14 protein-coding genes are annotated in these 14,290 nt (G+C 69.8%); 11 read left to right on the forward strand and 3 right to left on the reverse strand.

Features of this window, described 5'->3' with window-relative positions; all coding sequences use genetic code 11:
- Positions 1-4 precede the first annotated feature (4 nt).
- Positions 5-637 (forward strand): hypothetical protein, encoded by a 633-nt coding sequence (locus OHA73_RS25265; protein WP_266712897.1) that lies wholly within the window; start codon positions 5-7, stop codon positions 635-637.
- Positions 638-1,283: 646 nt separating this feature from the next.
- Entirely contained in the window at positions 1,284-1,979 is a 696-nt protein-coding gene (locus OHA73_RS25270; protein WP_266712899.1) for a demethylmenaquinone methyltransferase, read from the forward strand.
- Between the two features lie 45 nt (positions 1,980-2,024).
- Here OHA73_RS25270 and OHA73_RS25275 read toward each other — a convergent pair whose 3' ends face one another.
- On the reverse strand, positions 2,025-2,378 hold the full coding sequence (locus tag OHA73_RS25275) for a PASTA domain-containing protein (protein WP_266718779.1): 354 nt from the start codon (positions 2,376-2,378) through the stop codon (positions 2,025-2,027).
- Between the two features lie 108 nt (positions 2,379-2,486).
- Entirely contained in the window at positions 2,487-2,990 is a 504-nt protein-coding gene (locus OHA73_RS25280; RefSeq protein WP_266712901.1) for a GNAT family N-acetyltransferase, read from the reverse strand.
- 96 nt (positions 2,991-3,086) lie between these two features.
- Between OHA73_RS25280 and OHA73_RS25285 the strand changes: the two genes are divergently transcribed.
- The gene (locus OHA73_RS25285; RefSeq protein ID WP_327656202.1) at positions 3,087-4,379 is read left to right on the forward strand and encodes a geranylgeranyl reductase family protein; all 1,293 of its coding nucleotides are present in this window, start codon (positions 3,087-3,089) and stop codon (positions 4,377-4,379) included.
- 71 nt (positions 4,380-4,450) lie between these two features.
- Entirely contained in the window at positions 4,451-4,777 is a 327-nt protein-coding gene (locus OHA73_RS25290; protein ID WP_266712905.1) for a putative quinol monooxygenase, read from the forward strand.
- 193 nt (positions 4,778-4,970) lie between these two features.
- Here the strand turns inward: OHA73_RS25290 and OHA73_RS25295 are convergent, their stop codons facing one another.
- A complete protein-coding gene (locus OHA73_RS25295; protein WP_266712907.1) occupies positions 4,971-5,801 on the reverse strand; it encodes a C40 family peptidase in 831 nt (276 codons plus the stop codon).
- A gap of 710 nt (positions 5,802-6,511) precedes the next feature.
- On the opposite strand from OHA73_RS25295, the gene OHA73_RS25300 reads away from it, so the two are divergent.
- From OHA73_RS25300 to OHA73_RS25330, 7 genes are read left to right on the forward strand one after another with little or no spacing between them, the layout of a single operon-like run.
- A complete protein-coding gene (locus tag OHA73_RS25300) occupies positions 6,512-6,871 on the forward strand; it encodes an NADH-quinone oxidoreductase subunit A (RefSeq protein ID WP_266712909.1) in 360 nt (119 codons plus the stop codon).
- 34 nt (positions 6,872-6,905) lie between these two features.
- Positions 6,906-7,460, forward strand: coding sequence for a NuoB/complex I 20 kDa subunit family protein (locus OHA73_RS25305; RefSeq protein WP_006133126.1), 555 nt, complete (start codon positions 6,906-6,908; stop codon positions 7,458-7,460).
- Complete coding sequence (locus tag OHA73_RS25310; RefSeq protein WP_266712911.1) at positions 7,457-8,209, forward strand: NADH-quinone oxidoreductase subunit C; 753 nt, start codon at positions 7,457-7,459, stop codon at positions 8,207-8,209. The genes OHA73_RS25305 and OHA73_RS25310 overlap by 4 nt, the downstream gene beginning before the upstream one ends.
- The gene (locus OHA73_RS25315) at positions 8,206-9,528 is read left to right on the forward strand and encodes an NADH-quinone oxidoreductase subunit D (protein ID WP_266712913.1); all 1,323 of its coding nucleotides are present in this window, start codon (positions 8,206-8,208) and stop codon (positions 9,526-9,528) included. Before OHA73_RS25310 ends, OHA73_RS25315 begins: the two co-directional genes overlap by 4 nt.
- A complete protein-coding gene (nuoE, locus tag OHA73_RS25320) occupies positions 9,525-10,385 on the forward strand; it encodes an NADH-quinone oxidoreductase subunit NuoE (protein WP_266712915.1) in 861 nt (286 codons plus the stop codon). Before OHA73_RS25315 ends, nuoE begins: the two co-directional genes overlap by 4 nt.
- Complete coding sequence (gene nuoF / locus OHA73_RS25325; RefSeq protein ID WP_266712917.1) at positions 10,385-11,752, forward strand: NADH-quinone oxidoreductase subunit NuoF; 1,368 nt, start codon at positions 10,385-10,387, stop codon at positions 11,750-11,752. The genes nuoE and nuoF overlap by 1 nt, the downstream gene beginning before the upstream one ends.
- Positions 11,749-14,265, forward strand: a complete 2,517-nt coding sequence (locus OHA73_RS25330) for an NADH-quinone oxidoreductase subunit G (protein ID WP_327656203.1) — start codon at positions 11,749-11,751, stop codon at positions 14,263-14,265. Before nuoF ends, OHA73_RS25330 begins: the two co-directional genes overlap by 4 nt.
- Positions 14,266-14,290: the final 25 nt, after the last annotated feature.

The raw sequence follows: 14,290 nt of genomic DNA on the forward strand, positions 1-14,290 counted from the left end.
CGCCTTGGCGACACTTCACGTCGACGGCGACGGGTTCTCGGTCCTCGTCGAGGGCGAGACCGTCAAGGCGCTCGGACCGTACGAGGAGCTGGCCGACGCGCTTCCCCAAGCTCTCGGCTCCGCTCGAGCAGGGGAGACCCCATTGCAGGCGCGGGTGCGGCGCTGGCCGGGCATCCTGACGCCGGGTCTCCTCAACCCGTACGGTCCCGAGATCCTGGAGCACACGTACCACCCGGATCCGCGTGAGGCGGATACGTACGGGACGGTGCCGATCGGTGGCGAACGGGCGCGGGAGATCTTCCGCGCGGACCCGTCCCGGCTGGGCGCGAGTGCCCGGCGGGGCGTGCAGCGGCTGTTCGCGCACGGGACGGTGGCCCTCGCGGGCGAGCTGCGCTCCAAGGCGGTCCTCGAGGTGGCCCGACGCTCCGGGCTCGCGTTCGGCGGCCGTCCCGCGCGGCTGCCGGGGCCGGTGTCCCTGTCCCCGAAGCCGATGGTGCTGTTGCCGGCGCTGACGGTGGGCGGGGCGGCGCGCTTCGCGGTGTTCGACGTCGCGGACCGCGCGGAGCTTGTCGCCAAGGGGGCGTCCACGTGCGTGGCGACGGTGGTGGCGGGCCGCCTGGTGTACCGCGCCCGGTAACCGGACCCCGCCGGTCCTACGCCACGGGGCTCCGCCCGGACCTCGGCGGGTGCCTACGCCTCGGGGCTCCGCCCGGACCCCGCGCCTCAAGCGCCGGCGGGGCTAGATTTGCCCACCCGCCGCGGGGCTTGAAGGATCGGGCTCCGCCCTGGCCCCTGCGCCTCGAGCCGCGACGGGGCTCAAAGATCGGGGCTCCGCCCCGGACCCCGCGGGCTCCCGTCCCAGAGCGGGGCTTGATCTGCCCACCCGCAGGCAATCGCTCTGGGCTCCCGCCCATCTCCCACCCACCGCTCCCTCCGGGGGCGTCGCCCCGACGGGGTACCGCCACCGACTTGGGCAACCTCCGCCGACCCCGACTCCCCCACCCGTCGCGGTCGACCGCCACCACCTTGGGCGATCCGCCGCAAGCACGGCTCCCCACCCCTCGCGGTCGTCGCGATCCCCGCCTTGGGCAGCGCCCACCACAGCTCCCCACCCGCTGCGGTCGGCCGCCACCGACTTGGGCAATCTGCCGCCTTGGGCGGCAGGGTGGGCAAGGCGGCGCCCCGGTGCCGTGCAATCAGGACGGTGGGCGTCGACCCCGGCGCGGTCCACGGGCCCCGGTACCGTCCGTCGGTGACCGGGGGCCGCCTGCCACAATGGCCGGGTGACCCGTGCATCCCTGGACAAGCAGCCCCACGAAGTCGCCTCGATGTTCGACGACGTGGCGGAGAAGTACGACCTCACCAACGACGTGCTGTCCCTGGGACAGACCCGGCTGTGGCGCAAGGAGGTCGCCAGGGCCGTCGACGCCCGCCCCGCACAGAAGGTCCTCGACCTCGCCGCCGGCACCGCCACCTCCTCGCAGCCCTTCGCGCAGGCCGGCGCCTACGTCGTGCCCTGCGACTTCTCCCTCGGCATGCTGCGCGTGGGCAAGCAGCGCCACCCGTGGATGCCGTTCACGGCGGGCGACGGCACGAAACTGCCGTTCAAGGACGACACGTTCGACGCCGTGACGATCTCCTTCGGGCTGCGCAACATCCAGGAGACCGAGGCCGCGCTGAGCGAGATGCACCGCGTCACCAAGCCGGGCGGCCGCGTCGTCATCTGCGAGTTCAGCCACCCGACGTGGGCCCCCTTCCGCACCGTGTACACCGAGTACCTGATGCGCGCCCTGCCGCCGGTCGCGCGCGCGGTGTCCTCGAACCCGGACGCGTACGTCTATCTCGCCGAGTCCATCCGCGCCTGGCCCACGCAGCCCGAACTGGCCACGCTGATGCAGAACGTCGGCTGGCAGCAGGTGGCCTGGCGGGACCTCACCGGCGGCATCGTCACGCTGCACCGCGGCTACAAGAAGGCGTGACACGGGAGGATCACAGGGCTGAGGCTCAGCCCGACCCCTCGCGCCTCACGGACACGGACTGAACGACCCCGTACGCGCCGGCGGCTCATCCGGCTCGCCGATCTCCCTGCGCATCCCGCCACCCCGCGGCCCCGGCGCCCGCGGCACCCGCACGCCCGCGCCGCCACCGCCCTCGCCCTCACCGAAGTCGAACCAGACCGTGACGACGGCGTCCCGCGGCACCTCGACGCCGGGCAGCGGGTACTGGCGGACCACGTACTCCACCGCCACCCGGTCGAAGTCGTCCCGGTCCGCCGCCGCGATCAGCACGCCGTGCTCACGCGCCGCCTGCCGCGCGTCGACCGCCATCAGGCCGACGAGCTTCGGCACGGGCACGTCCGGCGGCCCGGCATCCGGCATCTTGGGCGTCTTGGGTGTCTTCACCACAGATGTCACCCCCAGGAGGTACCGGGAGGATAGCCCGTGGGATGTGGTGTCCGGAAGGTCCGGTACCGGCTCCGGGCGGACTCAGAGCTCCAGGCGGAAGCAGTGGCCCTTCTTCCCGGTCGGCGTCACGAACGTCTCGGCCAGCTCCATGCCGAGCCGCCGGGTCACCGCGATCGAGCGCTCGTTGCGGGCGTCGACCATCGCGACGACGCTGCGCAGGCCCGCCGCCCGTACCTGATCCAGCGTCAGGCCCGCCGCCGCCGTCGCGTACCCCTGCCCCCAGTACGCCCGCCCGAGCCGCCAGCCGATCTCGATCTCGCCTACCGGCCCCCAGGTGCCCGGCCAGGGCTGCGCGCCCGTGAACCCGATGACGTCCCCCGCGCCGTCGGTCATCGTCCACAGGCAGAAACCGTGCTCCGCCTCGTGCCTGCGCTGCCGCGCGGTCAGCTCCTCGTACACGGAGAGCTCCGCCGACGCGCCTCCGTGGAACTCCATGACATCGGGGTGGTCGAACACCCTGTGCCAGGCGAGCGCGTCCTCATGGGTGGGGACGCGCAGATCCACGGCGGGCAGAACTCGACTCATGGGCTGGCCCTTCGGCTGAGTGGTCACGGTCGCTGAATAGACTGCCCATGTCCGTGCCGGACGGCACACTGTTTTCGAGCCTGGGGAGAACCCGCCGTGACCGAGCAGCCCAAGCCCCTCTCCGAGCACAGCGCGGACGTGATCGTCGTCGGGGCCGGACCCGCTGGTTCGACGACCGCCTACTACCTCGCCAAGGCCGGCCTCGACGTCCTGTTGCTGGAGAAGACGGCGTTCCCGCGCGAAAAGGTGTGCGGCGACGGCCTCACCCCGCGCGCCACGAAGCAGCTCGTCTCCATGGGGATCGACATCTCCGAGGAGGCCGGCTGGCTGCGCAACAAGGGCCTGCGCATCATCGGCGGCGGCGTCCGCCTCCAGCTCGACTGGCCCGACCTCGCCTCGTTCCCTGACTACGGTCTCGTTCGCAAGCGCGACGACTTCGACGAGCAGCTCGCGCGGCAGGCCCAGAAGGCGGGCGCCCGCCTGTACGAGCGGTGCAACGTCGGCGCACCGATCACCGACGAGCGCACCGGCCGCATCACCGGCGTGCACGCGAAGCTGGGCGAAGGGAAGCGCGAGGTCACCTTCCACGCCCCGCTCGTCGTCGCCGCCGACGGCAACTCGACCCGCCTCTCCCTCGCCATGGGCCTGCACCGCCGCGAGGACCGCCCCATGGGCGTCGCCGTCCGTACGTACTTCACGTCCCCGCGCCACGACGACGACTACCTGGAGTCCTGGCTGGAGCTGTGGGACCGGCGCGGCGCCGAGGACCGGCTGCTTCCCGGCTACGGCTGGATCTTCGGCATGGGCGACGGCACGTCCAATGTCGGCCTCGGCATCCTCAACTCCTCGAAGGCTTTCCGCGAATTGGACTGGCGCGAGGTCCTCAAGGCCTGGTGCGCGTCGATGCCCGAGGACTGGGGGTACACCCCGGACAACATGACGATGCCGATCCGCGGCGCCGCCCTCCCCATGGCCTTCAACCGCCAGCCGCACTACACCAAGGGCCTGCTCCTGGTCGGCGACGCGGGCGGCCTGGTCAACCCGTTCAACGGCGAGGGCATCGCGTACGCCATGGAGTCCGGCCAGATCGCGGCCGACGTCATCGTGCAGGCGCACGCGCGCGCCACCGACGCCCAGCGTGAACTGGCCCTGCAGCGCTACCCGAAGGTCCTCAAGGACACCTACGGCGGCTACTACACGATGGGCCGCGCCTTCGTGAAGATGATCGGCAACCCGAAGATCATGAAGATCGCGACGCAGCGCGGTCTGACCCACCCGATGCTGATGAAGTTCACGCTGAAGATGCTCGCGAACCTGACGGACCCGACCGGCGGCGACGCGATGGACCGGGTCATCAACGGACTGAGCAAGGTCGCCCCGAAGGCCTGACCTGGGCCTGACCTGGGCCCGGTGCCCGGCTCGACTTTGCCGGGCCGGGCGGCTCGGGGCAGGGTGGACCCATGATTTTCATCGCCGTGAAGTTCACCGTCCGCCCCGAGCACGCCGACTCGTGGCTGGAGAAGACCGCCGCGTTCACCGCGGCCACCCGCGCCGAGGAGGGCAACCTCTTCTTCGACTGGTCCCGCAGCGTCGAGGACCCGAACCAGTTCGTGCTCCTGGAGGGCTTCCGGGACGGCGACGCCGGCGCCGCGCACGTCGGTTCCGACCACTTCAAGGCGGGCCTGGACGCCATGGCGCCGCTCATCGCCGCCACCCCGGAGATCATCAACGCGGATATCCCGAACGAGGGTTGGGGCGAGATGGGCGAACTCGCGCCGCAGGCCTGAGCCGCAGTTCCGGCGCAGCGCTGTCCCGGTTTTTCCGGACAAACACCGAAGGCCGCCGCACCCCGCAGGGGGAGCGGCGGCCTTCGGCCTTGCGCGCTGTGAAGCCCTCAAGGGGCCTCAGGCGGCTGTGTGCGGCCTTTGAGTACCGCAGGGGCCCCGGAGGGCCCGGAAGTTCACGGAACCTCGGAGAGGCTCAGAGAACGCGCACCGCGCCGGTCGGCTGGTCGTAGGAGAGCGGCTTCTCGACGACACCGGTCGAGGAGTTCTGCGCGCCGACGAAGTTGCCACCGCCCACGTAGATCGCGACGTGGTAGGCGCTGCCGGAGCCGCCCCAGTACAGGATGTCGCCCGCCTGGAGGTTGTCCAGGCCGACCTGGGTGCCCTGCGTCGACTGGTCCTGCGAGACGCGCGGCAGGTCGACACCGGCCTGCTTGTACGCGGCCTGCACCAGGCCCGAGCAGTCCCAGGAGCTGGGGCCCGTGCCGCCGGACACGTAGGCGTCGCCGATGTGCGACTTGACGAACGAGACCACGGCGGCGGCGGAGCCGCTGGCCGGGGCGGGGGCCTCGTCGGAGGAGGACGCGGTGGTCGCCTGGAGCGTGGTGCGCTCGCTGGAGCGGGAGGCGGCGGCCTTCTCGGCGGCCTCGCGCTTGGCGGCGGCCTCGGCCTTGGCCTTGGCTTCGGCCTTCTTCTTGGCCTCGGCCTTCTTCTCGGCGGCGACCTGGTCCTTCTTCGCCTGGTCCGCGGCCTTGTCGAAGGCCGCCTGGCGCTCGGCCTGGACCTGGTAGTTCGCCGCGGCCTGCTGGGTGGCGTCCGCGGACTGGGCGACCTGCGAGGACAGGTCGGTGGTGAGCGTGGGCATCTCCATGGTCTGCGTCACCGGCTCGGCGGCGTTGGCCGAACCAGCCGCACCAGCGACTGCCAGGGTGCTGAGGACGCCACCGGTAACTCCGGCGCGCAGGGCCATCTTCGAGGCGCTGCGACGGGGCTTCCGGTGGCTGGGTATGTGAGCGGTGTGGGACATGAGACCAACCGGTATCAGGGCCTCCCCGATCCCTTCAAGAAACGTGTGGTGCGCCACAGTTGTGAAGCACGGGCACGAAACCCCGGCCCGACAGGCTTTATTGACGCCGTAACGGGCAAAGCGGACAGCCCTCCACGAGCCCCTGAACACGGGTTTTCTGCAATACGCCCGAATTGCCCGACGCTTACCACCCGTTGAGGCAGTTGGCCAAGCCCGGTTTCTGACGGTGTGACTACCACGTGACGCAGGTCACAAGTGGACCCCTAGGGGATGCGATGCACACGCGATGAACACATCTCGCGTCCACTCCCGTTCACACTCATCACGCCAACGTGTGAACGACGTCCAATATCAGCCAACCGCGTCCAGCACCAATTTGCTTGCGGTCTCCGCGCCTTGATAGTGGGCGCACCTCTGCGACCTGGGGTAACGCACCAAGTTGTCACCACTGGTGATCACTCAGGTGCTTCGCGTGTGAAGATCACCGCTCATCCGACTTCATGATCCTTCGTCAGGTGGTGGAGATCACAAAGTAGTTGGCGCACCCCGTGTCGCAGATCACAGAGTTGCAGGCATAGGATGCGGGGCAAGTTGGGCTTGTGACCCGCTTCACATGTAGGCGATCTTCGACTGTTCGCAGGACGTGGGGGGCGGGGCGCGAGCTCATGCAACCGCCAGCAGTCAGTGCCGACTGAGAGGAGCGAGGAGCGGTGAACGCCTATGCGCCCATCCTCGTACTGGGAGCCCTCGGGGCAGGCTTTGCGATCTTCTCCGTGATCATGGCCTCCCTGACCGGCCCGAAGCGGTACAACCGGGCCAAGCTCGAGGCCTATGAGTGCGGGATCGAGCCCACCCCCACGCCGGCCGGTGGCGGGCGCTTCCCCATCAAGTACTACCTGACGGCGATGCTCTTCATCGTCTTCGACATCGAGATCGTCTTTCTCTACCCCTGGGCCGTCACCTTCGACGCCCTGGGGGTGTTCGGGCTCGTAGAGATGCTGCTCTTCGTGCTCACCGTCTTCGTCGCGTACGCGTACGTATGGCGGCGCGGCGGCCTGGAATGGGACTGAGCCCCGTATAGGGGAGACCAGGAGCCACAGACCAATGGGACTCGAAGAAAAGCTGCCGAGCGGATTCCTGCTGACCACCGTCGAGCAGGCCGCGGGCTGGGTGCGCAAGTCGTCCGTCTTTCCCGCCACGTTCGGCCTCGCCTGCTGCGCCATCGAAATGATGACGACGGGCGCGGGCCGCTACGACCTGGCGCGGTTCGGCATGGAGGTCTTCCGCGGATCGCCCCGCCAGGCGGACCTGATGATCGTGGCCGGGCGGGTGAGCCAGAAGATGGCGCCCGTCCTTCGCCAGGTCTATGACCAGATGCCGAACCCCAAGTGGGTCATCTCCATGGGCGTCTGCGCCTCGTCGGGCGGAATGTTCAACAACTACGCGATCGTGCAGGGCGTCGACCATGTCGTCCCGGTCGACATCTATCTGCCCGGCTGCCCGCCCCGGCCCGAGATGCTGATGGACGCGATTCTCAAGCTCCATCAGAAGATCCAGTCCTCCAAGCTCGGCGTGAATGCCGAGGAGGCGGCCCGCGAGGCGGAGGAAGCGGCGCTCAAGGCGCTCCCGACGATCGAGATGAAGGGGCTGCTGCGGTGAGCGACGCGCACAGCGACAAGGGATCGAACGGGGTCAACCCCGAAAAGGACCTCAGCGCTGCCAACCTTCCGGGGCAGCGCGGGGATCAGGGCGAGGAGATCCGCGTCCAGCGCGGCATGTTCGGCGCCAACAACGGCGGCGACACCTCCGGCTACGGCGGCCTCGTCCGCTCGGTCCGGCTGCCCGGCGAATCCTCCCGCCCCTACGGCGGCTGGTTCGACGAGGTGGCGGACGAGCTGGAGGGCGCCCTGGAGGAACAGGACCTCGTCCCCGAGAACGCCATCGACAAGACGGTCGTCGACCGCGACGAGCTCACCTTCCACATCGAGCGCGAGCACCTGGTCCGCGTCGCCCGCACCCTGCGCGACGACCCGGCCCTGCGCTTCGAACTGTGCACGGGTGTCTCGGCGGTGCACTACCCCGGGGACAAGGGCCGCGAGCTGCACGCCGTCTACCACCTGCGCTCGATCACCCACAACCGGCTGATCCGCCTCGAGGTCTCCGTGCCCGACGCGGACCCGCACGTCCCGTCCCTGGTCCCGGTGTATCCGACGAACGACTGGCACGAGCGCGAGGCGTACGACTTCTTCGGGCTCGTCTTCGACGGCCACCCCGCGCTGACGCGGATCATGATGCCGGACGACTGGCAGGGCTTCCCGCAGCGCAAGGACTATCCCCTCGGCGGCATCCCCGTCGAGTACAAGGGCGCCCAGATCCCGGCTCCGGACCAGCGGAGGTCGTACTCGTGACCACACCCCACGCAACCCCGCGCGCGACCACGGAAGGCACCGTCTACACGGTCACCGGTGGCGACTGGGACGAGATCGCCGAGGCCGCGGTCAAGTCCGACGACGAGCGCATCATCGTCAACATGGGCCCCCAACACCCGTCCACGCACGGGGTGTTGCGCCTGATCCTGGAGATCGACGGCGAGACGGTCACCGAGGCCCGCTGCGGCATCGGCTACCTCCACACCGGCATCGAGAAGAACCTCGAGTACCGCACGTGGACGCAGGGCACCACGTTCGTGACGCGCATGGACTACCTGACGCCGTTCTACAACGAGACGGCGTACTGCCTCGCCGTCGAGAAGCTCCTCGGCATCGAGGACGAGATCCCGGACCGCGCCAGCATCATCCGCGTGCTCCTCATGGAGCTGAACCGGTTGTCCTCGCACCTGGTGGCCATCGCCACCGGTGGCATGGAGCTCGGCGCGACCACGATCATGATCTACGGATTCCGTGATCGTGAACTCGTTCTCGACGTCTTCGAGTTGATCACCGGCCTGCGCATGAACCACGCGTACATCCGGCCCGGCGGACTCGCCCAGGACCTGCCGCCCGGCGCGGTGGACCAGCTTCGCGAGTTCGTGAAGAAGATGAAGAAGAACCTTCCCGAGTACGACAAGCTCGCCACCGGGAACCCCATCTTCAAGGCCCGTATGCAGGACGTCGGCTACCTCGACCTCGCGGGCTGCATGGCCCTCGGCGCCACGGGACCGATCCTGCGCTCCGCCGGCCTGCCGCACGACCTGCGCAAGGCGCAGCCGTACTGCGGCTACGAGAACTACGACTTCGACATCCCGACCGCCGACACCTGCGACTCCTACGGGCGCTTCCTGATCCGCCTGGAGGAGATGCGCCAGTCGCTGCGCATCGTCGAGCAGTGCCTGGACCGCCTGGAGCCGGGTCCGGTCATGGTCGGGGACAAGAAGATCGCCTGGCCCGCCCAACTGGCCCTCGGCCCGGACGGTCTCGGCAACTCGCTCGACCACATCAAGAACATCATGGGCACCTCCATGGAGGCCCTCATCCACCACTTCAAGCTGGTGACCGAGGGATTCCGTGTCCCGCCGGGACAGACGTACGCGGCCGTGGAGTCGCCCAAGGGCGAGCTCGGTGTGCACGCCGTGTCCGACGGCGGCACCCGCCCGTTCAGGGTCCACTACCGCGACCCGTCCTTCACCAACCTTCAGGCCATGGCAGCGATGTGCGAGGGCGGCCAGGTCGCCGACGTCATCGTCGCCGTCGCGTCCATCGACCCCGTGATGGGAGGCGTCGACCGGTGACCACCAGTTCTTCGGAGCAGGGCGTAAGTCTGGGCATGCCACAACTGCCCGCGCCCGCGTACCCGGACGACGTCCGAACCCGTCTGGAGGCCGACGCGAAGGAGATCATCTCCCGCTACCCCGGCTCCCGCTCGGCGCTGCTTCCGCTGCTGCACCTCGTGCAGTCGGAGGAGGGTCATGTCACGCGCACCGGAATGCAGTTCTGCGCGGACATGCTCGGCCTGACCACCGCCGAGGTCACGGCCGTCGCGACCTTCTACACGATGTACCGCAGGAAGCCGAGCGGCGACTACCAAGTGGGCGTCTGCACCAACACGTTGTGCGCCGTCATGGGCGGCGACGCCATCTTCGAGTCGCTCCAGGACCACCTCGGCGTCGGCAACAACGGCACCACGGACGACGGCAAGATCACGCTGGAGCACATCGAGTGCAACGCCGCTTGTGATTTCGCTCCCGTGGTGATGGTCAACTGGGAGTTCTTCGACAACCAGACGCCCGAGACCGCCAGGCAGCTCGTCGACGATCTGCGCGCGGGGTCCGAGGTGTCACCCACGCGCGGCGCTCCCTTGTGCACCTTCAAGGAGACCGCGCGGATCCTGGCCGGGTTCCCCGACGAGCGCGCCGGCGCCGTCGAGGCCGGCGGCAGCGCCGGGCCCGCCTCGCTGATCGGGCTCCGCCTGGCCAAGGGCGAGACGGAGCCCGCGCGCGTGGTCCACCCGCGCGGCGAGGGCATCGAGGGCGAGGCGCCCCACGACCCGTCGCCCACCGAGCACTTGAGCTCGCACGACGCGCCGCAGGACACGTCGGCCTCCGACCCGCAGCACCCAGCGGGACCGACCGCCGAGGAGGGGGAGTGATGACCTTGGCAGCCGAGATCGACAACAACGACACCAGCCCGGAGAAGCTGCTCTCTCCGGTCCTGTCGGCCTTCTGGGACCAGGACAAGTCCTGGTCTTTGGATGTGTACCGCCGGCACGAGGGATACGAGGGGCTGCGAAAGGCCCTCGCCATGGCACCGGACGACCTGATCGCGTATGTGAAGGACGCGGGGCTCCGCGGGCGTGGTGGCGCCGGGTTCCCGACCGGGATGAAGTGGCAGTTCATCCCGCAGGGAGACGGCAAACCGCACTATCTAGTTGTCAACGCCGACGAATCGGAGCCGGGGACCTGCAAGGACATCCCGCTCCTCTTCGCGAACCCGCACAGCCTCATCGAGGGCATCGTGATCGCCTGTTACGCGATCCGTTCCGAGCACGCGTTCATCTACTTGCGCGGTGAAGTGGTCCCCGTACTGCGGCGCTTGCACGAGGCCGTGCGCGAGGCCTACGCCGCGGGGTATCTCGGGCAGAACGTCCTGGGCAGCGGTCTCAACCTTGAACTCACCGTGCACGCCGGCGCGGGCGCGTACATCTGTGGTGAGGAGACCGCACTCCTGGACTCGCTCGAAGGCCGCCGTGGTCAGCCGCGACTCCGTCCCCCCTTCCCTGCCGTCGCGGGCCTCTACGCCTGCCCCACTGTGGTGAACAACGTCGAGTCCATCGCGTCGGTTCCCGCAATCATCAATCGGGGCAAGGACTGGTTCAAATCGATGGGGAGCGAGAAGTCCCCGGGCTTCACGCTCTACTCGCTCAGCGGCCACGTCACGAGCCCCGGCCAGTACGAGGCCCCGCTCGGCATCACGCTGCGCCAGCTGCTCGACATGAGCGGCGGCATGCGGGCGGGCCACCGCCTCAAGTTCTGGACCCCCGGCGGCAGCTCGACGCCGATGTTCACCGAGGAACACCTCGACGTACCCCTCGATTACGAGGGCGTCGGCGCCGCCGGATCGATGCTCGGCACCAAGGCGCTGCAATGCTTCGACGAGACGACCTGCGTTGTGCGCGCGGTCACAAGGTGGACCGAGTTCTACGCCCACGAGTCCTGCGGCAAGTGCACGCCGTGCCGTGAAGGAACGTACTGGCTCGTGCAGTTGCTGCGGGACATCGAGGCCGGCAAGGGCACGATGTCCGACCTCGACAAGCTGAACGACATCGCCGACAACATCAACGGCAAGTCGTTCTGCGCCCTCGGCGACGGCGCGGCCTCGCCGATCTTCTCCTCGCTCAAGTACTTCCGCGACGAGTACGAGCAGCACATCACGGGCAAGGCCTGCCCCTTCGACCCGGCCAGGTCCACGCTGTGGGCCGGCCGGGGCGACAAGCACCGCACGGAGGTGAACGCGTGACCGTCACGACCAACGCTCCCTCCGGGGGCGGCGAAGCGGCTGTTCCGCCGGAGGACCTCGTCTCCCTCACCATCGACGGCATCGAGATCAGCGTCCCCAAGGGCACGCTGGTGATCCGGGCCGCCGAGATGCTGGGCATCGAGATCCCCCGGTTCTGCGACCATCCGCTGCTCGACCCGGCCGGCGCCTGTCGGCAGTGCATCGTGGAGGTGGAGGGCCAGCGCAAGCCGATGGCGTCCTGCACCATCACCTGCACCGACGGCATGGTGGTCAAGAGCCAGCTCTCCTCCCCGGTCGCCGAGAAGGCGCAGAAGGGGGTCATGGAGCTGCTGCTCATCAACCACCCCCTCGACTGCCCGGTCTGCGACAAGGGCGGCGAGTGCCCGCTCCAGAACCAGGCCATGTCGCACGGCCAGGCCGACTCGCGCTTCGAGGGCAAGAAGCGCACCTTCGAGAAGCCGGTCCCGATCTCGAAGCAGGTGCTGCTCGACCGCGAGCGGTGCGTGCTGTGCGCACGCTGCACCCGGTTCTCCAACCAGATCGCGGGCGACCCGATGATCGAGCTGCTGGAGCGCGGCGCGCTCCAGCAGGTCGGCACGGGTGAGGGTGACCCCTTCGAGTCGTACTTCTCCGGGAACACGATCCAGATCTGCCCGGTCGGCGCGCTGACCTCGGCGGCGTACCGGTTCCGCTCCCGCCCCTTCGACCTCGTGTCGTCGCCGAGCGTGTGCGAGCACTGCTCCGGCGGCTGCGCGACCCGCACCGACCACCGGCGCGGCAAGGTGATGCGCCGCCTCGCGGCCAACGACTCCGAGGTCAACGAGGAGTGGATCTGCGACAAGGGCCGCTTCGGCTTCCGGTACGCGCAGAAGCCCGACCGGCTCACCAACCCCCTCGTACGGGACGCGGAGAGCGGTGAACTGCGGCCCGCTTCCTGGCCGGAGGCGCTGGAGGCCGCCGCGCGCGGGCTCGCCGCCGCCCGCGGCCGCACCGGTGTCCTCACCGGTGGCCGTCTCACCGTCGAGGACGCCTACGCGTACAGCAAGTTCGCGCGCGTCGCCCTCGACACGAACGACATCGATTTCCGCGCGCGCGTGCACAGCAGCGAGGAAGCCGACTTCCTGGCGGCACGCGTCGCCGGTCGTGGTCGCGACCTGGACGGCAGTGGGGTCACGTACAAGGCGCTCGAGAAGGCGCCCGCGGTCCTCCTCGTCGGGTTCGAGTCGGAGGAGGAGGCGCCCGGCGTCTTCCTCAAGCTCCGCAAGGCGTGGCGGGGACACGGACAGAAGGTCTACTCACTTTCTACGTATGCGACGCGCGGCCTGGAGAAGGCAGGTGGCACGCTGCTGCCTGCTGCTCCCGGCACCGAGCCCGAGTGGCTGACTGCGTTGTCTGAAGGCGTGCTCGCCTCCGGTGTCGGCCTCGAAGGCGCCGGAGCGGACGCCGCGCAGGCGCTGCGCGGCGAAGGCGCCGTGATCGTCGTCGGCGAGCGGGTCGCGGCCGTGTCGGGCGGTCTCACCGCCGCCGTACGGGCCGCGTCCGCGACGGGGGCCGAGCTGGTGTGGATCCCGCGCCGGGCCGGTGAGCGCGGGGCCGTCGAGGCGGGCGCGCTGCCCTCGCTGCTGCCGGGCGGCAGGCCCGCGACCGACCCGCGCGCGCGGGACCAGGTCGCCGCCGCCTGGGGTGTGGCGGAACTGCCGCACCGTTTCGGGCGGGACACCGGGCAGATCGTGGAGGCCGCGGCCACCGGTGAACTGGGGGCCCTTGTGGTGGCCGGGGTCGAGGTCGCCGACCTGCCGTCCCCGGCACGCGCGCGTGAAGCCCTTCACGCGGTGGGTTTCCTGATCTCCCTGGAGCAGCGGCCCAGCGAGGTCACCGACCACGCCGACGTCGTCCTTCCGGTGGCCGCGGTCGCCGAGAAGGCGGGGACGTTCCTCAACTGGGAGGGGCGTGCCCGGATGTTCGAGGCCGCGCTGAAGCCCGACCAGATGACGCGTCGCGTCGCGCCCACGGACGCACGCGCGCTGCAGATGGTGGCGGACGCCATGGACGTCCACTTGGGGATCCCCGATCTTCGTTCGCTGCGCGGCGAGTTGGACCGCCTGGGCAACTGGGACGGGCCGCACGCCACGGAGCCCCTTGAGACGTCGGGCCAGCTGCCGCGCCCCTCCTCCGGAGAGGCCGTCCTCGCCGGACACCGGCTGCTGCTCGACCTGGGCCGCCTCCAGGAGGGCGACGACGCGCTCGCCGGGACCCGGCACGCCGCCCACGCGCGCGTGTCCGCCACGACCGCCACGGAGGCGGGCGTGAAGGACGGCGACGTACTGACGGTCACCGGGGCACTGGGCAGCGTCGCGTTCCCGCTCCAGGTCACCGAGATGCCCGACCGCGTCGTGTGGCTGCCGCTCAACTCCGAGGGCGGCGGCGTCGCTTCGGACACCGGGGCCGTCCCCGGCGACCTGGTGAAGATCGGCCCGGCCGTCGCCGCCGGAGCCCCGGAGGTGCAGTCATGAGTCCCATGGCACTGAGCCCGACAGC

Source organism: Streptomyces sp. NBC_00483, from assembly GCF_036013745.1.
GTDB lineage: Bacteria > Actinomycetota > Actinomycetes > Streptomycetales > Streptomycetaceae > Streptomyces.